General features: G+C 59.9%; 19 protein-coding genes. 12 read left to right on the forward strand and 7 right to left on the reverse strand.

What is annotated here, in order from left to right; translation table 11 throughout:
- The first annotated feature begins 1 nt into the window (after position 1).
- From priB to SERRSCBI_RS01895, 4 genes are all read left to right on the forward strand, one after another.
- Complete coding sequence (gene priB, locus SERRSCBI_RS23885) at positions 2 to 319, forward strand: primosomal replication protein N (protein ID WP_049233092.1); 318 nt, start codon at positions 2 to 4, stop codon at positions 317 to 319.
- A gap of 4 nt (positions 320 to 323) precedes the next feature.
- Positions 324 to 551 (forward strand): 30S ribosomal protein S18, encoded by a 228-nt coding sequence (gene rpsR / locus SERRSCBI_RS01885; RefSeq protein ID WP_000135199.1) that lies wholly within the window; start codon positions 324 to 326, stop codon positions 549 to 551.
- A 39-nt stretch (positions 552 to 590) separates the two neighbouring features.
- Positions 591 to 1,043, forward strand: a complete 453-nt coding sequence (gene rplI / locus SERRSCBI_RS01890; protein WP_004933629.1) for a 50S ribosomal protein L9 — start codon at positions 591 to 593, stop codon at positions 1,041 to 1,043.
- Between the two features lie 112 nt (positions 1,044 to 1,155).
- On the forward strand, positions 1,156 to 1,509 hold the full coding sequence (locus SERRSCBI_RS01895; protein WP_042783523.1) for a DUF488 domain-containing protein: 354 nt from the start codon (positions 1,156 to 1,158) through the stop codon (positions 1,507 to 1,509).
- A gap of 3 nt (positions 1,510 to 1,512) precedes the next feature.
- On the opposite strand, the gene SERRSCBI_RS01900 is transcribed toward SERRSCBI_RS01895, so the two are convergent.
- Positions 1,513 to 2,187 (reverse strand): OapA family protein, encoded by a 675-nt coding sequence (locus tag SERRSCBI_RS01900; RefSeq protein ID WP_042783524.1) that lies wholly within the window; start codon positions 2,185 to 2,187, stop codon positions 1,513 to 1,515.
- 267 nt (positions 2,188 to 2,454) lie between these two features.
- On the opposite strand from SERRSCBI_RS01900, the gene fklB reads away from it, so the two are divergent.
- A complete protein-coding gene (gene fklB / locus SERRSCBI_RS01905; RefSeq protein ID WP_004933618.1) occupies positions 2,455 to 3,075 on the forward strand; it encodes an FKBP-type peptidyl-prolyl cis-trans isomerase in 621 nt (206 codons plus the stop codon).
- A 100-nt stretch (positions 3,076 to 3,175) separates the two neighbouring features.
- Here the strand turns inward: fklB and SERRSCBI_RS01910 are convergent, their stop codons facing one another.
- Complete coding sequence (locus tag SERRSCBI_RS01910) at positions 3,176 to 5,128, reverse strand: bifunctional 2',3'-cyclic-nucleotide 2'-phosphodiesterase/3'-nucleotidase (protein WP_042783525.1); 1,953 nt, start codon at positions 5,126 to 5,128, stop codon at positions 3,176 to 3,178.
- Positions 5,129 to 5,383: 255 nt separating this feature from the next.
- On the opposite strand from SERRSCBI_RS01910, the gene cysQ reads away from it, so the two are divergent.
- On the forward strand, positions 5,384 to 6,124 hold the full coding sequence (gene cysQ, locus SERRSCBI_RS01915; protein ID WP_033644177.1) for a 3'(2'),5'-bisphosphate nucleotidase CysQ: 741 nt from the start codon (positions 5,384 to 5,386) through the stop codon (positions 6,122 to 6,124).
- 1 nt (position 6,125) lies between these two features.
- On the opposite strand, the gene SERRSCBI_RS01920 is transcribed toward cysQ, so the two are convergent.
- Positions 6,126 to 6,683 carry a YtfJ family protein gene (locus SERRSCBI_RS01920; RefSeq protein ID WP_025159587.1) on the reverse strand — a complete coding sequence of 186 codons (558 nt, stop codon included), beginning with the start codon at positions 6,681 to 6,683 and terminating at the stop codon, positions 6,126 to 6,128.
- A 330-nt stretch (positions 6,684 to 7,013) separates the two neighbouring features.
- Here SERRSCBI_RS01920 and SERRSCBI_RS01925 point away from each other — a divergent pair, with 330 nt between their 5' ends.
- The gene (locus SERRSCBI_RS01925; protein ID WP_042783526.1) at positions 7,014 to 7,220 is read left to right on the forward strand and encodes a DUF1107 domain-containing protein; all 207 of its coding nucleotides are present in this window, start codon (positions 7,014 to 7,016) and stop codon (positions 7,218 to 7,220) included.
- A 69-nt stretch (positions 7,221 to 7,289) separates the two neighbouring features.
- Here SERRSCBI_RS01925 and SERRSCBI_RS01930 read toward each other — a convergent pair whose 3' ends face one another.
- On the reverse strand, positions 7,290 to 8,621 hold the full coding sequence (locus SERRSCBI_RS01930) for a hemolysin family protein (RefSeq protein ID WP_042783527.1): 1,332 nt from the start codon (positions 8,619 to 8,621) through the stop codon (positions 7,290 to 7,292).
- A gap of 180 nt (positions 8,622 to 8,801) precedes the next feature.
- Positions 8,802 to 9,440: a peptide-methionine (S)-S-oxide reductase MsrA gene (gene msrA / locus SERRSCBI_RS01935; protein ID WP_089195519.1), complete on the reverse strand. Its 639-nt coding sequence runs from the start codon at positions 9,438 to 9,440 to the stop codon at positions 8,802 to 8,804.
- Between the two features lie 304 nt (positions 9,441 to 9,744).
- Here msrA and SERRSCBI_RS01940 point away from each other — a divergent pair, with 304 nt between their 5' ends.
- Genes SERRSCBI_RS01940 through SERRSCBI_RS01950 form a run of 3 tightly spaced genes read left to right on the forward strand, consistent with a single transcriptional unit; the run spans position 9,745 to position 15,628 of the window.
- Positions 9,745 to 11,463, forward strand: a complete 1,719-nt coding sequence (locus SERRSCBI_RS01940; protein WP_169539905.1) for an autotransporter assembly complex family protein — start codon at positions 9,745 to 9,747, stop codon at positions 11,461 to 11,463.
- Positions 11,460 to 15,278 carry a translocation/assembly module TamB domain-containing protein gene (locus tag SERRSCBI_RS01945; protein ID WP_042783528.1) on the forward strand — a complete coding sequence of 1,273 codons (3,819 nt, stop codon included), beginning with the start codon at positions 11,460 to 11,462 and terminating at the stop codon, positions 15,276 to 15,278. The genes SERRSCBI_RS01940 and SERRSCBI_RS01945 overlap by 4 nt, the downstream gene beginning before the upstream one ends.
- Positions 15,279 to 15,280: 2 nt before the next feature.
- A complete protein-coding gene (locus SERRSCBI_RS01950; protein WP_025159589.1) occupies positions 15,281 to 15,628 on the forward strand; it encodes a gamma-glutamylcyclotransferase in 348 nt (115 codons plus the stop codon).
- 53 nt (positions 15,629 to 15,681) lie between these two features.
- Here SERRSCBI_RS01950 and ppa read toward each other — a convergent pair whose 3' ends face one another.
- A complete protein-coding gene (gene ppa / locus SERRSCBI_RS01955; protein WP_004933594.1) occupies positions 15,682 to 16,212 on the reverse strand; it encodes an inorganic diphosphatase in 531 nt (176 codons plus the stop codon).
- A 260-nt stretch (positions 16,213 to 16,472) separates the two neighbouring features.
- Between ppa and SERRSCBI_RS01960 the strand changes: the two genes are divergently transcribed.
- Positions 16,473 to 18,026 carry a methyl-accepting chemotaxis protein gene (locus SERRSCBI_RS01960; RefSeq protein WP_033651483.1) on the forward strand — a complete coding sequence of 518 codons (1,554 nt, stop codon included), beginning with the start codon at positions 16,473 to 16,475 and terminating at the stop codon, positions 18,024 to 18,026.
- Between the two features lie 45 nt (positions 18,027 to 18,071).
- On the opposite strand, the gene fbp is transcribed toward SERRSCBI_RS01960, so the two are convergent.
- Positions 18,072 to 19,076: a class 1 fructose-bisphosphatase gene (gene fbp / locus SERRSCBI_RS01965; protein ID WP_004933587.1), complete on the reverse strand. Its 1,005-nt coding sequence runs from the start codon at positions 19,074 to 19,076 to the stop codon at positions 18,072 to 18,074.
- A gap of 169 nt (positions 19,077 to 19,245) precedes the next feature.
- Between fbp and mpl the strand changes: the two genes are divergently transcribed.
- On the forward strand, positions 19,246 to 20,625 hold the full coding sequence (mpl, locus tag SERRSCBI_RS01970) for a UDP-N-acetylmuramate:L-alanyl-gamma-D-glutamyl-meso-diaminopimelate ligase (RefSeq protein ID WP_033651482.1): 1,380 nt from the start codon (positions 19,246 to 19,248) through the stop codon (positions 20,623 to 20,625).
- Positions 20,626 to 20,761: the final 136 nt, after the last annotated feature.

Consider the following 20,761-nt stretch of genomic DNA (forward strand, 5'->3'; position numbering starts at 1 on the left):
CGTGACGGCTAATCGTCTGGTTTTGTCGGGCACTGTGTGCAAGGCGCCGGTTCGAAAAGTGAGTCCTTCCGGGATACCGCACTGCCAATTTGTGCTAGAGCACCGTTCGCAGCAGATGGAAGCCGGATTCAGCAGACAAGCATGGTGCCGAATGCCCGTGGTTGTCAGCGGACAACAGTCACAAGCACTAACTCAAAGATTAACGGTCGGCAGTCAGATTACCGTGCAAGGCTTTGTAAGCTGCCATCAAGGGCGCAACGGGCTGAGCAAATTGGTTCTGCATGCCGAGCAGATTGAATTGATAGATTCTGGAGACTAGCCAAATGGCACGTTATTTCCGTCGTCGCAAGTTCTGCCGTTTCACCGCGGAAGGCGTTCAAGAGATTGACTATAAAGACATCGCTACGCTGAAAAACTACATCACCGAAAGTGGTAAAATTGTACCGAGCCGTATCACCGGTACTCGTGCAAAATATCAGCGCCAGCTGGCCCGTGCTATCAAGCGCGCGCGCTACCTGTCTTTGTTGCCGTACACTGATCGTCATCAGTAATCGGCCACTGTCCATTAACGACTTTGAGAGGATAAGGTAATGCAAGTTATTCTGCTTGATAAAGTAGCAAACCTGGGCAGCCTGGGTGATCAAGTTAACGTTAAAGCGGGCTACGCTCGTAACTTCCTGGTACCACAGGGCAAAGCTGTTCCTGCTACCAAGAAAAACGTTGAGTTCTTCGAAGCACGCCGTGCTGAACTGGAAGCCAAACTGGCTGACGTTCTGGCTGCTGCTGAAGCTCGCGCAACCAAGATCAACGAACTGGGTTCAGTGACCATCGCTTCCAAATCTGGCGACGAAGGTAAACTGTTCGGCTCTATCGGCACCCGCGACATCGCTGACGCAGTGACTGCGGCAGGCGTTGAAGTTGCCAAGAGCGAAGTTCGTCTGCCGAACGGCGTTCTGCGTACCACTGGTGAGCACGAAGTGCACTTCCAGGTACACAGCGACGTGTTCGCACAGCTGAATGTAGTTGTGGTTGCAGAAGCGTAATTTACGCTGCTGTTAACCCGGTTAAAACGCCAGCCTCGCGCTGGCGTTTTGCTTTTCTGCGCCCGGCAAAACGCGCTACGCTAGAAGACGGGATGAAAAGGGAGAGCGTGTGATGGCAACGATTACGCTACAGCGGGTTTACGACTTCAGCGCGCCGGCGCCGGCGCATTGCTATCTGATAGACAGGCTATGGCCGCGCGGCATCAGCAAGGAGAGGCTGGCGGGCGTGCAGTGGTTGAAACAGGTGGCGCCGGATGACGAGCTGCGCAAGTGGTTCCATCAGCATACCGACCAGTGGGAAGCCTTCGAGGCGCGTTACCGCCAACAGCTGGCGGCCAACGACGCCTGGCAGCCGCTGGTGGCGCTGTTGCGGCAGGGGGAGGCGCTGACGCTGCTGTATGGCAGCAAAGATACCGAGCACAACCAGGGCGTGGTGCTGCGCGAGTTTTTGCTGGCGCAGCTTTAGCGATTAGCGTTCCCGGCGGTAGCTGCCGTCGGCCTGGCGGCGGAACAGCGCCTGGCTGTTGTCCACGGTGGTGACCGACAGCGCGTTAATCACGCCGTTGGCGTCGCGTTCGATGCGCACTTCCTGACCGGCTTTCATGTTGCTCAGCGGTTTGTCGCCGCCTTCCACCTGCGCCATGGCGAACACCTCATTCACCGGCAGATTGTTGTCGCGAAACAGCTGGGCCAGCGTCTGGCCGGGCTGGATCTGATAACGCTGCCAGTTGCCCGCCGGCGTCGGTTCGTTGGTCGGCGTGGCGGCGCCACCGCCGTTTTGCAGCTCAGCCTGCAGCGGCACGCTGGTTTCCTGCTGAGAGACCGGGAACGGCTGTCTTTCGGGCGAGTAGGGCCACAGCAACGCCAGCAGCAGAATGATGCCGAAGATCAGCACCCAGCGGCGGTGAAAGTAGGGCAGTGGTTCCATCCAATGGAAACCGTCCGGCAGATGCCAGACTTTGGCCAGCAGCGCTTTGACCCGCTGCATCTTGTCGTTGGCCGACGGCGGTTCCGATGGCGACTCCGCGTCTTCCTGCGTGGGTGCGGCGCCGGGTTTCAGGCGCTGGCTGATGTTCAGCCAGGTGCGCAGCAGCGGCTGGTAGATGCGGGTGGTTTTCCTTCTCCTGGGCGCGATTCTGCCCATGGTGACCTCTCTTCGACGGCGTAATAATAAGCGCGGCGCGGCAAGCGCGTCGCCTGCCCGATATCCTGCTTTCAGTATAGTCCGCTAACTGATTGAAGTGAAAGGCGGCTGAGCGGCAGGGCCGGGGTTTGCGGCTGCGGGCGTTAACAGAAGGTTATTGTTTCTTTTTCTACGACAAAAGTCATCATTCTCCACACAAGATTTTACCCGGCATTGACGCGCTGTTATGCTGCGCTTTCGACTTTTTACAGACTTAAGGAAAACCCCATGACAACCCCTTCTTTTGACAGCGTTGAAGCGCAAGCAAGTTACGGGATTGGTTTACAGGTCGGCCAGCAGCTGCAAGAGTCCGGGCTGGAAGGTTTGCAACCGGAAGCTTTGCTGGCGGGTCTGCGCGACGCGCTGGAAGGGAATGCCCCGGCGGTTCCGGTAGACGTGGTGCACCGTGCGCTGCGTGAAATCCACGAGCGTGCGGATGCGGTGCGCCGCGAGCGCCAGCAGGCGATGGCCGTTGAAGGCCAGAAATTCCTGGACGACAACGCCAAGCGCGACGACGTGACGCTGACCGAGTCTGGCCTGCAGTTCTCCGTACTGGAGCAGGGCAACGGCCCAATCCCGTCCCGTCAGGATCGCGTGCGTGTGCACTACACCGGCCGTCTTATCAACGGCGACGTGTTCGACAGCTCGGTTGAACGCGGCCAGCCGGCAGAATTCCCGGTCAGCGGCGTGATCCCAGGCTGGATCGAAGCGCTGACCCTGATGCCGGTCGGTTCCAAATGGCAGCTGTATATCCCGCACAACCTGGCCTACGGCGAGCGTGGCGCAGGCGCGTCCATCCCGCCGTTCAGCGCGCTGGTGTTCGACGTCGAGCTGCTGGAAATCCTGTAATCCCACCGAGGATTACTCTGGGCGCCTTCGTGGCGCCCTTATTTTATGCGCCGCGCAAACGGGCGATGAATGGCCGGGCGAGCCGGCCAGTGACAGTGAGTTACTTACCGCTTAAATCGATGCGATAAACCGCGAAGCCGATGCTGTCGCTGCCTGCGGCGCTCATCGGGTATTGGGCGTGCTCTTTGATAAACTTCGTCGCTTTGTCCGAAGGCGAGGTCTCGAAGCGGATATCCAGCGGCTGCTTGCTGCTGAAGTTAGCCAAACGCCAATTGTTGTCCGCCTGCGGGCGCACCGCGCCATGCCGCTGGGTTTCGGCGGTGATGTAGGCCGCCAGCACCGAGCGGTTTTCATCCGGCGAAGCGAAGGCGATATGTTTGTCGCCGGTGCCGGCAAACTTGCCGCCGTAGGCGCGGTAGTTGTTGGTGGCAACCAGGAAGGTGGCGTTCGGATCGATCGGCTTGCCGTTGAAGGTCAGCTGCTTGATGCGCTCCGCCTTAGCGTTGATCAGCTGGCATTCGCCGTCGTAGCGCGCCGGTTGGCTGACGTCGATCTGGTAGTTGACGCCGTCGATCACGTCGAAGTTATAGGTGCGGAAGCCGTCCCAGTTGATCAAGCCTTGCGGCTTGGCGCTGTTGACGTCGATCTGGTTGAACTGGCCGGCGGAGCACTCCAGCCACTCTTTCACCTCTTTGCCGCTGGCCTTCACCACCACCAGCGTATTGGGATAGAGATAGAGATCGGCGGCGTTGCGGAAGGTGAGCTGGCCTTTTTCCACTTCGACGAAGCTGGCGGGGTCGTTCTTGCGGCCGCCGACCTTGAACGGGGCCGCCGCGGACAGCACCGGCAGATCGGCCAGGTCCGGGTCGCCCTGGATGTAATGTTCGACGTAGGCCTTCTGCGCATTGTTGACGATCTGCACCGTCGGATCGTCCTGCACCAGCGCCAGGTAGCTGTACATGTTGCCGTCGGATTTACCGATCGGCTGGCTGACGAACTCGCGCGTGCCTTTGTGATCGTCCGCCAACACCTTCACCAGCGCGGCATCTTCCGCCGCCAGCGATTTCTTGTTCTCTTTGTCGTAGATCGGCCGCGCTTCCGCTTTGGCGGCGGTCACTTTCCAGCTACCGCCATCGTTGTTGAGCTGCAGATCGACCACGCCGAGATGGTCGCCCCATTGACCCGGCATCACCGCCGGTATGCCATTCAGCAGGCCTTTGTCGATATCCGCGCCTTTGATGTTGGCGAAGTCCTTGCTCGGGAACACCGCGTGGGCGTGGCCGAACATGATGGCGTCGATGCCGGGCACCTGGCTGAGGTAATAGACCGAGTTTTCCGCCATCGCCTTGTAAGGCTCGCTGGACAACCCGGAATGCGGGATCGCCACCACCAGATCGGCGCCCTGTTTACGCATCTGCGGCACGTAGCGCTTGGCGGTGGCGGTGATGTCGTCCACCGTCACTTTGCCCTGCAGGTTGGCTTTGTCCCACACCAGGATCTGCGGCGGCACGAAGCCGATGTAGCCGATGCGCAGCGTATGCGCCTTGCCATCGCGATCCTTCACCGGGGTATCGACGATGATGTATGGCGTGAACAGCGGTTTTTGCGTTTTGGCGTCGATGACGTTGGCGTTGATGTACGGGAATTTGGCGCCGGCGATGGCGTTCTTCAGGTAGTCCAGCCCGTAGTTGAACTCATGGTTGCCGATGTTGCCGACCACATAGTCCAGCGTGTTCATCGCCTTATAGACCGGGTGCACGTCGCCCGGTTTCAGCCCCTTGGCCGCCATGTAATCGCCGAGCGGGCTGCCCTGAATGATGTCGCCGTTATCCACCAACACCGCGTTGGCGGCCTGCTGGCGCGCCTGTTGGATCAGGCTGGCGGTGCGCACCAGGCCGAACTTGTCGGTCGGCGTGTCCTTGTAGTAATCGAAGTCCATCATGTTGCTGTGCAGATCGGTGGTTTCCAGCACGCGCAGATCGACGGTGGCCGCCTGCGCCGAGGCGCACACCAGCAGCGCAAGCGCGGACAGCGTCAGTGGATGCTTCATCATTTGGGGTTCTCTCCATTCCATTATTCGAGTGTTATCGCAGAGGGAAATGTAATTAACACTGCTTGCCACAGTAAACTGTGAAGTGTGGCAGAAAACGGCGGCGGGTAACGCGGGGAAGTTCACAGTTGTGCCCAACAAGATCTGAGGAATTCCCGCGGCTTAGCCGGTTGAGATGGATATTCGGCGTAAAAAAAACTAGTCTGCTAGCAGAGACAGAGGGAAATTTCCCACGGAGATGCAGAGTTGAGGTGCATGATGTTAGAGCGAATTTGCCAACTGTCCCGCGAGGCGGGGGCGGCGATCATGGCGGTGTACGACGGTGAACAACCGCTTGATGTCGCACAGAAAAAAGATGACTCACCGGTGACGGCGGCCGATCTGGCGGCGCATCACATCATCAAGCGCGGCCTGGCGGCCCTGACGCCGGAGGTGCCGCTGCTGTCGGAAGAGGATCCGCCGGCGTGGGAAGAGCGCCGCAACTGGACGCGCTACTGGCTGGTCGATCCGCTGGACGGCACCAAAGAGTTCTTGCATCGCAATGGCGAGTTCACGGTCAATATCGCCTTGATTGAAGACGGGCAGGCGGTGATGGGCGTGGTGTACGCCCCGGCGATCGACGTGTTGTACCTGGCGGAGCGCGGCAAGGCCTGGAAAGAAGAGAAGGGCGTGCGGCAGGCGATCGGCGTCAGCAACGCGCATCCGCCGCTGGTGGTGGTGAGCCGCTCGCATATCGACGACGAATTGAAAGACTATCTGCAGCAGCTGGGCGAGCACCAGACCGTGTCCGTCGGTTCCTCACTGAAGTTCTGCCTGGTGGCGGAAGGTAAGGCGCAGCTTTATCCGCGCTTCGGGCCGACCAACATTTGGGATACCGCTGCAGGACACGCGGTGGCGGTGGCCGCCGGGGCGCAAATTCACGATTGGCAGGGCAAGCCGTTGCTCTATACCCCGCGTGAATCTTTCCTCAACCCCGGCTTCCGGGTGTCGCTGTTCTGAATCAGTTCGCCAACAGCTGGTGCAGCTTGGACATCACCTGCTGCACCTCTTCCGGCGTCAGCGCGCCGTCTTTGGCGAACTGAATGCGCCCTTGCTTATCCAGCACCACGATGGCGGAACCTTTCGGCTGCAGATCCCAGGCTTTGCGCACGTTGCCGTCGCTGTCGACGATAAACTGCGACCACGGGAACTCTTTCTTGCTGTCTTCGATGCTGCTGCGCACGAACATGGCGGTGCCCATCAGGGCATCGTCGGTGTTGACGATTGTCGTCGTTTGGTAACGATCGTGTGGTAGTTTCGCCTTCTTAATCGCTTCAATCAGTGGGTCGTTCATGTCTTTGGCGGAGCTGCGACCGGCAATGTGCTGTATCACCCGCACTTTTCCACTGAGCTGCGCGCTGTTCCAATTCTGGTAGCTAAAATTACCGTCAGCGTAATTGAGCTCTCCTTTATCGCTGACGCCAACCGGCGCCACGCGCTGCTGGAGCTGGAAGTTGTGCGCGGAAGCGAAAAGCGGGGCGAGCAGCAGGGATACCATCAGCATGCGACTTGTTTTCATGCTTTCTCCTTGTAAATGGGGGAATTTGTGCGACAGCACTTCGACAGCCTAAAGCATAGGATGTGATAAGAGGTCTGTCCTGTTAACCGGATCGCAGTTTTTCCCTTGGTTCGCTAATCATCAGATTTTGAAGGGATATCCTGAAAACGTTATAAATCATCATATACAATTCTGTCAAAAAGTGTAAATCCAGTGCAGATCACCGGGCGGAAGTGAACGATCTGGTCTTTACTGGGTCTACTACATGCAATCAAGTTGCGTTCTGAATTTCGAGGCTGCCACCTTTGGCGGCTCGCTGAGCGCATGGATCAACGGGAGGAGCGTAAAAGAATGAGAATCTTCCAGCGTTATAACCCTTTGAAAGTGGCGAAGTACGTTAAGACCCTGTTTCGCGGAAGGCTGTATATCAAGGACGTGGGCGCATTTGAATTCGACGAGGGGAAAATCCTGCCGCCGAAGATTCGCGACAAGCGCCATTTCAGCGTGATGTCCGAAGTGAACCGCCAGGTGCTGCTGCTGCAGGCCGAGGTCAGCTGAACACGGCGCTGACAGCGGTAAAAAAATGCGGCCCCGATGGGGCCGCTGATGTTTTTGTCCTTCGCGCCGTCAGGCCGCAGGCGTGTCGTCCGGCGCTTTCGGCAGCACCGCCGCCGGTTTGTCGCTCAGCCGGGTGACCAGCAGCTGATCTATCTTGTAGCTGTCGATATCCACCACTTCGAACTTGTAGCCGGCGTATTTGACGAAGTCGGTGCGTTTCGGGATCTTGCGCAGCATGTACATCATAAAGCCGCCAATGGTTTCGTAGTTGCCCGCCTGCGGGAACTCGTCGATATCCAGCACGCGCATCACGTCGTCGATCGGCGTGCCGCCTTCAATCAGCCATGAGCTTTCGTCGCGCGCCACGATCTGCTCTTCCTGGCCCTGGCCGACCAGATCGCCCATCAGCGTGGTCATCACGTCGTTAAGGGTGATGATGCCCACCACCAACGCATATTCATTGAGGATCACCGCGAAGTCTTCGCCGGCGGTTTTGAAGCTTTCCAGCGCTTCGGACAGCGTCAACGTGTCCGGCACAATCAGCGCCGAGCGGATCTGCACGCCGCTGCTCAGCACCAGGCTCTGGTTGCCCAGCACGCGGTTCAGCAGGTCTTTGGAATCGACATAACCCACCACCTGATCGATATGGCCGTCGCACACCAGGAACTTGGAGTGCGGATGGGTCGAGACCTTCTCCTTGATGCTCTCTTCGCTTTCGCGCAGATCGAAGTACACCACGCTTTCGCGCGAGGTCATCGAAGACGGCACGGTGCGCGATTCCAGTTCGAACACGTTTTCAATCAGCTCGTGCTCCTGCTTGCGCAGCACGCCCGCCAGGGCGCCGGCTTCCACCACCGCGTAGATGTCATCGGAGGTGATGTCGTCTTTACGCACCATCGGCAGCTTGAACATGCGGAAGATCAGGTTGGCCATGCCGTTGAAGAACCACACCAGCGGGCGGAAGATCATGATGGAGAAACGCATCGGGTTGATGATCCGGACGGCGACCGTCTCTGGTGCAATCATACCGATGCGCTTCGGGGTCAAATCGGCGAACAGGATAAACAGGCTGGTCACCAGCACGAAGGAGCAGATGAAACTGACCTGTTCCGCCAGTTCGGGCGACAGGAAGCGATCAAACACCACCTTGAACGTGGGGGAAAAAGCCGCGTCGCCGACGATACCGCCGAGGATGGCCACGGCGTTCAGGCCGATCTGCACCACGGTGAAGAAGATGCCTGGGGTTTCTTGCAGTTTAAGCACTCTGGCGGCGTTGATGTTGCCTTCATCCGCCATCAGCTTCAGTTTGATCTTGCGCGAGGCGGCCAGAGAGATTTCCGACAGTGAGAAAAACGCACTCACCGCGATCAGAAAAAGAATCAGTAAAATACTGTTTAACATAATCTATCCATACGTGCCGACGGGATGCCGGCGCTCTTGAGGAAGGGTAGTACATAGTAAAAAAAGCAGCGATAACAACCAGAAGAGAAGCTATCGGGCCGCAGAAGCGGCCCGTACAGTATAGCAGTTGCCCCACAGGGGCCGCCAGCGGTTAAAAAAGTGCCGCCGGCCGGCATCGGATCAGCCCTGCGGCGGCAGGCAAACGCCGATGCCGCCCAGCCCGCAGTAACCTTCCGGGTTTTTGAACAGGTACTGCTGGTGATCGTCTTCCGCATAATAGAACGGCAGCGCCGGCGCGATCTCGGTGGTGATGACGCGCTTGTCGCCCGCCGCCGCCATCGCCTGCTGGAAGCGTTGCAGGCTGCTTTCCGCCTCGGCCTGCTGCTCTGGGCTCAGCGTGTAAATCGCCGAGCGGTACTGCGTGCCGACGTCGCCGCCCTGGCGCATGCCCTGCGCCGGATCGTGATTTTCCCAGAACACCTGCAGCAGCTGCTTGTAGCTGACGACCTGCGGATCGAACACCACGCGCACCACTTCGGCGTGGCCGGTCTGGCCGCTGCACACTTCGCGGTAGGTCGGGTTCGGCGTGTAGCCGCCGCTGTAGCCGGCGGCGGTGCTGTAGACGCCCGGCTGTTGCCAGAACAGACGCTCAACGCCCCAGAAACAGCCCATGGCGAAGATCGCCACTTCCATGCCGGCCGGCACCTGAGTCATCGAGTGTTCGGTGACGACGTTGAGCGTTGCGACAGGCATTGGCGTGGTGCGGCCAGGCAGCGCGCTTGCCTTATCGACGGTTTGTGATTTATCAAAAAATGGCACCACGGTTGACTCCTGTTGTCACAGTAAGAATTGACCCTACATGGCGGCGGTTCGGTTGTATCTCACCGCGTCTTTGCCCACAATAAGCGGCAAGTGGGATTTTGTATAAGCTTAACGCAGTATTTTGAGCGCCAAAAGTGAAGAATTCGCCTGTTGCGCGGCGGCAAAGCGCGGCGGGCGGCGTCCGGAAGAAGGTTGAAGAGGGCTGCCGTCATGATAGCGCGGAGTCTGCCCTGGCCCCGGAGCGAACACCATAACAGGAAAGTAAAATCAATAAGGAGAACACGTGCCAAAGTACCCGGTCATGTGCTTGATATCTGTGTTGCTTGCGGCACCTGCAGCCTATGCGGCCAACGTGCGGCTGCAGGTGGAGGGGTTAAGCGGAGAGTTGGAAAAAAACGTCCGGGTGCGGCTGTCGTCGATCACGCCTGAAGAGGTCGGCACCGACGGTCGCTTCCGCGCACGGGTGGATGAGGCGGTGCGCCAGGGGCTGCGCGCGCTCGGTTATTACCAGCCGACCATCGAGTTTACGCTGGACGATCGGCCGGGGATGTCGCGTCCGGTGCTGCATGCCAAGGTCAATCCGGGCGAACCGGTGCGCATCGCCGGCGCCAACATCGTGCTGGAAGGTGGCGCGAAGACCGATGAGGACTACCTGGCGCTGGTAAAGAAGGATCGGCCGACCATCGGCGAGATCCTCAACCACGGCAAGTATGACAGTTTCAAAGGCTCGCTGACCGGCCTGGCGCTGCGCAAAGGCTACTTCGACGCCGACATGACCAAAAGCCAGCTCGGCGTGGCAGAAGATCTGCACAAGGCGTTTTGGGATATCGATTTCAACAGCGGCGAACGTTACCGCTTCGGCAAGGTGAAATTCACCGGTTCGCAAATCCGCGAAGACTATCTGCAAAATCTGGTGCCCTTTCATCAGGGGGATTACTACAGTTCGGAGGATTTGGCCGAGCTGAACCGCCGTTTGTCCGCCACCAACTGGTTCAACTCGGTGGTGGTGTCCCCTGATTTCAACGATGCCAAAGAGAACAAGATTTTGCCGTTGGACGCGCTGGTAACGCCGCGTACGCGCAATACCATCGAAACCGGTATCGGTTACTCCACCGACGTCGGCCCGCGGGTGAAAGGCACCTGGAAAAAGCCCTGGCTCAACGATCGCGGCCACAGCCTGGAAACCAGCGCCAGCGTGTCGGCGCCGGAGCAGCAGCTGGATCTGACCTATAAGATCCCGCTGCTGAAGAATCCGCTGGAGCAGTATTACCTGCTGCAGGGCGGGCTCAAGAACGTCGACCTTAACGACACCAAATCCGTGACCTCCAAAGTGGTGGCCTCGCGCAACTGGGATCTCTCCAGCGGTTGGCAGCGGGCGATCAACCTGACCTGGCGCTGGGATAACTTTACCCAGGGCAACGTCAGCAACACCACCATGCTGCTGTACCCCGGCGTCAGCTTCAACCGCACCCGCTCGCGCGGCGGCCTGATGCCGACCTGGGGCGACAGCCAGCGCTACTCCATCGACGTATCCGACACCACCTGGGGCTCGGGCGTGGACTTCGCGCTGATGCAGGCGCAGAACGTCTGGATCCGCACGCTTGCCGACAAGCATCGTTTCGTGGCGCGCGGGCAGGTGGGATGGATAGAAACCAACGACTTCGACAAGGTGCCGCCGGATTTGCGCTTCTTCGCCGGCGGTGACCGCAGCATTCGCGGCTACAAGTACAAAGACATTTCTCCGCGCGGCGACGACGGCAAGCTGACCGGCGCCTCCAAGATGCTGACCGGCTCGCTGGAGTATCAATACAACGTGACCGGCAAATGGTGGGGGGCGATGTTCGTCGATTCCGGTGAAGCGGTGAACGATATCAAGCAGAGCAACTTCAAGACCGGCGCCGGCGTAGGCGTGCGCTGGCAGTCGCCGGTGGGGCCGGTGAAGCTGGATATCGCCGCGCCCGTGGGAGACAAGGACACTCACGGGATGCAGTTCTACATCGGTTTGGGGCCTGAACTATGAGCCTGGTTAAAAAGATTTGTCTCGGATTTCTGGTCGTTCTGCTGCTGCTGATCGGCGGGCTGGCCTTTCTGGTGGGGACCACCACCGGTTTGCATATGGTCATCAACGGCGCGGCGCGCTGGGTGCCGGGGCTGGAGATCGCCGGCGTCAGCGGCGGCTGGCGCGATCTGACGCTGAAGGGCGTGAAGTATCAGATGCCGGGCGTGACGGTCAACGCCGGGCAATTCCATTTGTCCCTCGATCTCTCCTGCTTTAAACGCAGCTCGCTGTGCGTCAACGCCTTGACCGCTCAGGACGTGGACGTGGCGGTGAACACCAAAGAGATGGCGCCCTCCGCGCCGGTAGAGGAGAGCAGTGAGCCGACCACCAATCTCAGTACGCCTTATCCGATCACCCTGCGCCTGCTGGCGCTGAACAACGTTAAGGTCACCGTCGACGACACCGCCATTTCTCTGGCCGAGTTCCGCACCGGCGCGCAGTGGCAAGAGCGCGCGCTGACGCTGATGCCGACCAAGATCGGCTCGTTGCTGATCGCCTTGCCGAAAACGCCGCAAAATCCGTTGCCGGAAGCGGTGCAACCCGCGGTCGAGGTGGCGAAAAAGGTCGGTGAGCAGGTTACCGACGCGGCGAAACCGGCGCCGCAGCCGGAAGAGAAGCCGCTTGGCGAAACGCTGAAAGAACTGTTCGCCAAACCGCTGTTGCCGGATCTGCCGGACATCCGCCTGCCGCTGGATATCACCGTGAAAGAGATCAGCGGCGAACAGCTGCGCTTGACCGGCGATACCGACGTGCTGATCACGAGTCTGTTGCTGCAGGCCAGCACGCAGGATCAGCATATCCAACTGGACAACTTCGACGTGAAGTCGCCGCAGGGCACGTTGTCGGTGCAGGGGCAGGCGACCCTGACCGGCGATTGGCCGGTGGCCCTGACCGCCAACAGCGCATTGAACATCGACCCGTTGAAGGGCGAGAAGGTGAAGCTGAACATCGGCGGCGGGTTGCGTGATGAGTTGAAAGTCGCGCTGAACCTGTCCGGCCCGGTCGGCGCCCAGCTCGATGTGCAAACCCGGCTGGCCGAAGCCGGCCTGCCGCTGGCGCTGACGCTGCAGAGCAAACAGCTGAAATGGCCGCTGAGCGGCGAGGCGCAGTACCAGGTTAACGATTTCCGCCTGCGCTTTAACGGCAAGGCGACCGACTATGCGTTGTCGACGCGCGCCAATCTGAAAGGTCAGGATCTGCCGCCGGCGGTGCTGACGCTGGACGGCAAAGGCAACGTCGAGCAGTTCAAGCTGGAGCGCCTGCGGCTGGCGGCGCTGCAGGGCAATACCGATCTCACCGCGCTGGTGGACTGGAGCAAGGCCATCAGCTGGAACTCGCAATTGACGCTGAGCGGCATCAATACCGCCAAGCAGTGGCCGGAATGGCCGGCGAAACTCGACGGCAAGATCACCACGCGCGGCAGCCTGCACGGCGGCAGCTGGCAGCTGCAGGTGCCGGTGCTGCAGCTGGACGGCAACGTGAAGCAGAACAAGGTCACGGCGCGCGGCACGCTGAGCGGCAACGCCGCCGGGCAGTGGAAAATCCCCGGCATCGATCTGACGTTGGGGCGCAACCAGCTGAACGTCAAAGGACAGCTGGACGAGAAGAGCTGGAACCTGGACGCCAACATCGACGCGCCGCGTCTGGACGGCGCGCTGCCGGGCCTGGGCGGCACCGCCAAAGGGCTGCTGAAGCTGCGCGGCAATCTGCAGGCGCCTCAGCTGCTGGCGGATTTGACCGCCTCCGGCTTGCAGTGGCAGGCGCTGCGCATCAACCGGGTGAAGATCGACGGTGACGTGCGCTCCACGGATCAGATCCAGGGGCAGCTGGTGGTACGCGTCGAGCAACTGAAGCAGGACGCGCTGGAAGTCAGCCTGCTGACCCTCGACGCCAAAGGCAGCGAGAAGCAGCATCAGCTGCAGTTGAAGATCGACGGTAAGCCGGTCTCCGGCCAGCTGGCGCTGCAGGGCAGCTTCGATCGTCAGCAGCAGCGCTGGCGCGGCAATCTGAACAATACCCGCTTCGATACGCCGGTGGGGGAGTGGCGCCTGACGCGCGCCATCGCGCTGGACTACCTGAACACCGCGCAGAAAATCAGCATCGGGCCGCACTGTTGGCAGAACCCGAACGCCGAGCTGTGCGTGCCGAAGACCATCGAAGCCGGCCAGAGCGGCCAGGCCAGCGTGGTGCTCAACCGGTTCGATCTGGCGATGATCAAGCCGTTCCTCGGCCCGGAGACCGCCCTGAGCGGCGTGTTCACCGGCCGGGCCGACGTCAGTTGGAAACCGGGCGGCGCGCTGCCGGAGGCGAAGGTCACGTTGGCCGGCAACGGCGTCAAGGTGGTGCAGCAGGTGCAGGGCAACGCGCTGCCGATCGCCTTCGATACGCTGACCCTCAACGCCGGTCTGAACAACGGCCGCGCGCAGGCCGACTGGCGGATCAAACTGACCAACAACGGCCAGTTCGACGGCAATATTCAGGTGGCGGATCCGCAGGTGCGGCGCACCATCAGCGGCAACGTCAATATCACCAACATTTCGTTGGCGCTGATTAACCCGGCGCTGATGAAGGGCGAAAGCGCTGCAGGCATGCTGAACGCCAACCTGCGTCTGGGCGGCAGCGCGCAGAAGCCGCTGGTGTTCGGGCGTCTGGCGTTGGATCGGGCGAAGGTGCAGGGCCACTGGATGCCGTTCGATATGACCGACGCGCGGCTGGCGGTGAATTTCAATGGCATGACATCGACGCTGGAAGGGCTGCTCAGCACCACGCGCGGCCAGCTGAATCTGGCGGGCGATGCCGACTGGCGTGACATCAACGCCTGGCGTGCGCGCATTGCCGCCAAGGGCGACAAGCTGCGGGTGACGGTGCCGCCGATGATCCGCATCGACGTGTCGCCGGATCTGGTGTTCGAAGCCACGCCGCAGCTGTTCTCGCTCAACGGCAAGGTCGACATCCCTTGGGCGCGCATCACGGTGCAGGAGCTGCCGGAAAGCGCGGTGGGCGTCTCTTCCGACGAAGTGATGCTGGACGACCAGCTGAAGCCGATTCAACCGAAGACCGCCTCGATTCCGATCAACAGCAACCTGATGATCCACGTCGGCAATGACGTGCGGCTTGACGCCTTCGGCCTCAAAGCCCGCTTGAAGGGTGATTTGAAAGTGGTGCAGGACAAGAAAGGGCTGGGCCTCAATGGCCAGATTGACATCCCTTCCGGTCGCTTCCATGCTTATGGTCAGGATTTGATCGTGCGTAAAGGGCAGCTGATGTTCTCCGGCCCGCCGGATCAGCCGCTGCTCAATATCGAAGCGATCCGCAACCCGGAATCCACCGAGGACGACGTGACCGCCGGCGTGCGCGTGACCGGCCTGGCGGATGCGCCGAAGCTGGAAGTGTTCTCCGATCCGGCCAAATCGCAACAGGAAGCCCTGTCTTATCTGCTGCGCGGCCAGGGCTTGAACAGCTCAGGCGCCGACGGCAACGCCATGACGTCGATGTTAATCGGCATGGGGGTTGCACAAAGTGGTCAACTTGTGGGTAAAATCGGCGAGGCATTCGGCGTGAGTAATTTGGCTCTGGACACTCAAGGGGTTGGCGACAATTCCCAGGTTGTCGTGAGCGGCTATGTCCTCCCAGGCTTACAAGTAAAATATGGGGTGGGCATTTTCGACTCGCTGGCCACGCTGACGTTGCGTTATCGCCTGATGCCTAAGTTGTATCTTGAAGCGGTGTCTGGTCTCGACCAGGCATTAGATTTGCTCTATCAGTTTGAGTTTTAGCGATGCGAATAATTGTCTACGGCAGTTTACGACGCAAACAGGGAAACAGCCATTGGATGACCAACGCCCAATGGCTCGGCGAGCACGAGCTCGAAGGCTATCAGATTTACAATCTGGGCCATTACCCGGCGGCGATCCCTGGAGAGGGCACGATACATTGCGAGGTGTATCGTATTAACTCATCGATTCTGGCAGAGCTGGACGAACTGAAAAGCAACACCAAGGACTATAAGCGCGAGCTGATTCAGACGCCTTATGGGAGTGCGTGGATCTACCTGTACAAACACAGCGTGGACGGTTACCCGCGAATTACCAGCGGTGACTGGCTGAAGCGTCTCGAAGAACAGTAAGAAAAAAAACACCGCTCAATGAGCGGTGTTTTTTCATCGGACGGCGGCTGGAATTACTTCTTGGCAGCGCGTTCGAAGGAGGCGATGATTTCCGCTTTAGCCGCGGCAGCGTCTGCCCAGCCTTCCACTTTCACCCATTTGCCTTTTTCCAGATCTTTGTAGTGCTCAAAGAAGTGAGCGATCTGGGCTTTCAGCAGTTCCGGCAGGTCGTTCACGTCTTTCACGTGATCGTACTCTTTGGTCAGCTTGCTGTGCGGCACCGCAACCAGCTTGGCGTCTTCACCGGCTTCGTCGGTCATTTTCAGCACGCCAACCGGACGGCAGCGGATCACGGAGCCCGGCTGCAGCGGGTATGGGGTTGGAACCAGCACGTCAACCGGGTCACCGTCCAGAGACAGGGTGTGGTTGATGTAGCCGTAGTTGCACGGGTAGAACATCGCGGTGGACATGAAACGGTCAACGAACAGCGCGCCGGTTTCTTTGTCGATTTCGTATTTGATTGGATCGGCGTTGGCCGGGATTTCGATTACTACGTAGATGTCTTCCGGCAGGTCTTTGCCAGCAGGGACCAGATTCAAGCTCATGTCGGTTTCCTTTAATCATCAAACCAGAAATGGAGTGGCGGCTATTATAGCGGACTCTTTTGCGATTTCCTGCCCTTTTCATCGTCGAAAACCCCGCGCGCCGACGCAGGGATAATTTCCAGATTAATCCCGCCGCGGCATGAAGTTTTGCCTCCGCCTGCCGATAACTTCAACAAACAATAATGAGCCAGCAAAGCTGGCTCCGCGTTTTGCCACCCCTACTACGTCTGATCTCACTATTCTGAAGCCGGGAAGAACTCATGCTAAAAAAGATTACGGTGAAGGCTGGGCTGATCGCCCTGCTGAGCCTGATGACCATGCTGTTGATCATGGTCAGCGTTATTGGCGTCAACGCGATTAACGAAGGATCGCGCTCGATCCATACCTTAAACCAGATCCTCGGCGAAGAGCTGGGCTCGCTGGCCAACAGCTCCAACCTGACGCTGCGCGCCCGAACCGCCGCCTCGCTGGCGGTGCGCCAACGGGAGATCGGCCAGACTGATGTCTCCGACGCCACCGTGGGCCGCATCTACGGCTACCTCGAGCAGTCGAACAAGGAAATGGCGCGCTTTGTCGGCGTCGGCACCGTGACCGAGCGCGGCCGCGAACTCTCCAGCCGCCTGCAAAACAGCTATCGCGCCTATCTGGAGCAGGGCGTGAAGCCGATGGCCGCCGCCATCAAGGCCGGCAAGATCGATGAGTATTACCATATCCAGGAGACGCGCATTTCCGCCTTGAGCATCGCGTTTGAAAAGGATCTCACCGATTTCCGCAGCTTCGCCATGAAGCTCGGCGAGAAGCAGGTGTATGAGGCGGAAAGCAACGCCAGCACCAAGATCTCGCTGATCGTGGTGGCGGGCCTGCTCAGCGTGCTGTTGGCGTTGCTGGCCTGGTTCGCGCTGCGCGTGATCATTTTGCGTCCGCTGGATGAGTCCATCGCGCAGCTGGAACACATCGCCGGCGGCGATCTGACCCACGAGATCCGCGGCGAGGGCGATACCGAGATGGGGCGCCTGGTGCGGGCGATGCAGCGCATGCAGCAGGCGCTGGCCAGTTCGGTCAGCAAAGTGCGCGACGCCAGCAGCCAGATCGACACCGGTTCGCGCGAACTGGCGGCCGGCAACCTGCATTTGGCGCAGCGCACCGAAGAATCGGCCGCGTCGCTGGAAGAGACCGCCGCCAGCATGGAACAGCTGACCTCGACGGTAAAAATGAACGCCGAGAACTGTGAACAGGCCAACCAGCTGGCGCTGAGCGTGTCCGATATCGCCAACCAGGGCAGTGAGGTGGTCAGCCAGGTGATGAGCAAGATGCAGGCGATCACCGACAGTTCGCGCCGCATCGCCGATATCATCAGCGTGATGGACGGCATCGCCTTCCAGACCAACATCCTGGCGCTGAACGCGGCGGTGGAAGCCGCGCGCGCCGGCGAACAGGGCCGCGGTTTCGCGGTGGTGGCCGGTGAAGTGCGCAACCTGGCGCAACGCAGCGCCCAGTCGGCGAAAGAGATCAAAGGGCTGATCGAAGCGTCGCAAAACCGGGTGCAGGAAGGCGAACAGATGGTGGAGTCGGCGGCGCAGACCATGAGCGGCATCACCGGTGAAGTGGGCCGGGTGACGGCGTTGATGCGTGAGATCTCGGCGGCGACGCGCGAACAAAGCAGCGGTATCGAACAGGTGAATCTGGCGGTGGCGCAGATGGATCAGGTGGCGCAACAGAATGCGGCGCTGGTGGAGGAGTCTGCGGCGGCGACGCGCTCGCTGGAAGATCAGGCTCAGCTGCTGGCGCAGAGCATGGCGGCGTTCAAGCTGTAAGGCAATAAGGGTTCGGCAAGGCGCCGAACCCTGGCAAAGAACGCGTTACTCGTCCGGGTTTTCGGCGATGAAGCGTTCTGCGTCTTCCACCATCGACTTGGTGCCGACGAAGAATGGCGCGCGCTGGTGCAGTTTCACCGGCGTGATGTCCAGAATGCGGTTTTTGCCGTCGCTGGCCTTGCCGCCGGCCTGTTCGGCCAGGAACGCCATCGGGTTGCATTCGTACAGCAGGCGCAGTTTGCCTTGCGGGTGGCTGGCGGTGCTTGGGTAGATGTAGATGCCGCCTTTCAGCAGGTTGCGGTGGAAGTCCGCCACCAGAGAACCGATGTAGCGCGAGGTGTAAGGGCGCTGCGTCGCTTCATCCTGCTCCTGGCAGTACTTGATGTATTTCTTCACGCCGAGAGGGAACTTGATGTAGTTGCCTTCGTTGATGGAATACATGTTGCCGCTCGCCGGGAAACGCACTTTCTCGTGAGAGAGACAGAACACGCCCAGAGACGGATCGTACGTGAAGGCGTGGACGCCGTAACCGGTGGTGTACACCAGCATGGTGGACGAGCCGTAAACCACGTAACCCGCTGCGACCTGGGCGCTGCCCGGCTGCAGGAAGTCTTCTTCGGTCACCGGCGTGCCGACCGGCGTGATGCGACGATAGATAGAGAAAATCGTACCGACCGAGACGTTGACATCGATGTTGGACGAACCGTCCAACGGATCCATCAATACGACATACTTGGCATTTTCAGCTCGCTCGCCGTCGAATATCACGATTTCATCTTCTTCTTCGGAAGCGATACCCGCAACTTCACCACGCGCTTTCAACGCCGCTTTCAGTTTTTCGTTCGCGTACAGGTCCAGTTTCATCTGAACTTCACCCTGTACGTTGGACACCCCGCTGGTCCCCAGAATATCAACCAGGCCGGCCTTGTTGATGTCGCGGTGAATGATTTTGGCGCCCAGTTTAATGGCAGAAAGTAACGCGGTCAGCTCGCCGGTGGCGTGCGAGAAGTCGTGCTGTTTCTCGACGATAAATTCGCCTAACGTTTTCATGACACAATCCCTGAATCTACGGATGGATAGCGGCCTGTTAACAAACCGCCAACGTTTTCGCGAGCAGTGTAGCCCAAAGATGCGCGCCATTCATAGGCAAATCCATTTCTTCTGGACGATTCTGAGCGTTAGAATATGCCGACATTCGATGCACTCACATGAGAAACCTATGCGCATTCACATTCTTGGGATCTGTGGCACCTTTATGGGCGGGCTGGCGATGCTGGCGCGCTCACTGGGGCATGACGTCACCGGTTCGGACGCCAACGTCTATCCGCCGATGAGCACGCTGCTGGAGAACCAGGGGATCGATCTTATTCAGGGTTATGATCCGGCCCAGCTGGATCCGGCGCCGGATCTGGTGATCATCGGCAACGCCATGACGCGCGGCAACCCGTGCGTGGAGGCGGTGCTGGAGCGTGGTATCCCTTACGTTTCCGGCCCGCAGTGGCTGCACGACGCCGTGTTGCGCGATCGCTGGGTACTGGCGGTCGCCGGCACCCACGGCAAAACCACCACCGCCGGCATGGCGACCTGGATCCTCGAAGCCTGCGGCTACCAGCCGGGCTTCGTCATCGGCGGCGTGCCGGGCAACTTCGACGTCTCGGCTCGCCTCGGCGGCAGCCCGTTCTTCGTGATCGAGGCCGACGAGTATGACTGCGCGTTCTTCGACAAGCGCTCCAAGTTCGTGCACTACAGCCCGCGCACGCTGATCATGAACAACCTGGAGTTCGACCACGCCGATATCTTCGACGATCTGAAAGCCATTCAGAAACAATTCCACCACCTGGTGCGCCTGGTGCCGGGAAAAGGCAAGATCATCCTGCCGGACAACGACAGCCACCTGAAGCAGGTGATGGCGATGGGCTGCTGGAGCGAACAGGAGCTGGTGGGCGAAGAGGGCACCTGGCGCGCGCAGAAGCTGACGCCGGACGCCAGTCATTACGCGGTGTTCCTCGACGGCGAGCAGGTTGGCGAAGTGAACTGGGCGCTGGTGGGCGAGCACAACATGCATAACGGCCTGATGGCCATCGCGGCGACCCGTCACGTTGGCGTGCAGCCGGCGGACGCCTGCCGCGCCTTGGGCGACTTCATCAACGCCCGTCGCCGCCTGGAGCTGCGTGGCGAAGCCAACGGCGTCACGGTCTACGACGATTTCGCGCACCACCCGACGGCGATCCTGGCCACTCTGGCCGCGCTGCGCGGCAAGGTAGGCGGCACGGCGCGCATTCTGGCGGTGCTGGAGCCGCGATCCAACACCATGAAAATGGGCATCAGCAAAAACGATCTGGCGCCTTCGCTCGGCCGTGCCGATGAAGTGTTCCTGTTCCAGCCGCATCACATTCCGTGGCAGGTTGCGGAAGTGGCGGATGCCTGCGTGCAGCCGGCGCACTGGAGCGCGGATCTCGACACGCTGGTGGAGATGGTGGTGAAAACCGCACAGCCGGGCGACCACATTCTGGTGATGAGCAACGGCGGTTTCGGCGGCATTCACGATCGCCTGTTGGACGCGTTGGCGAAAAAGCAGGAGCCGAAGGTGACCTACTGATTGTTCAGCCGCATAAGCCAACTTAAGGGCCGCATTCGCGGCCTTTTTTACGCCCATAAAAAAGCCCTCGCGAGCGAGGGCAACGGGGTTCGTCGGATAGGACGACGAGAGGGTCTCTGGGAAATCGGCGTTTGCG

This window comes from Serratia sp. SCBI, from assembly GCF_000747565.1.
Classification (GTDB): domain Bacteria; phylum Pseudomonadota; class Gammaproteobacteria; order Enterobacterales; family Enterobacteriaceae; genus Serratia; species Serratia ureilytica.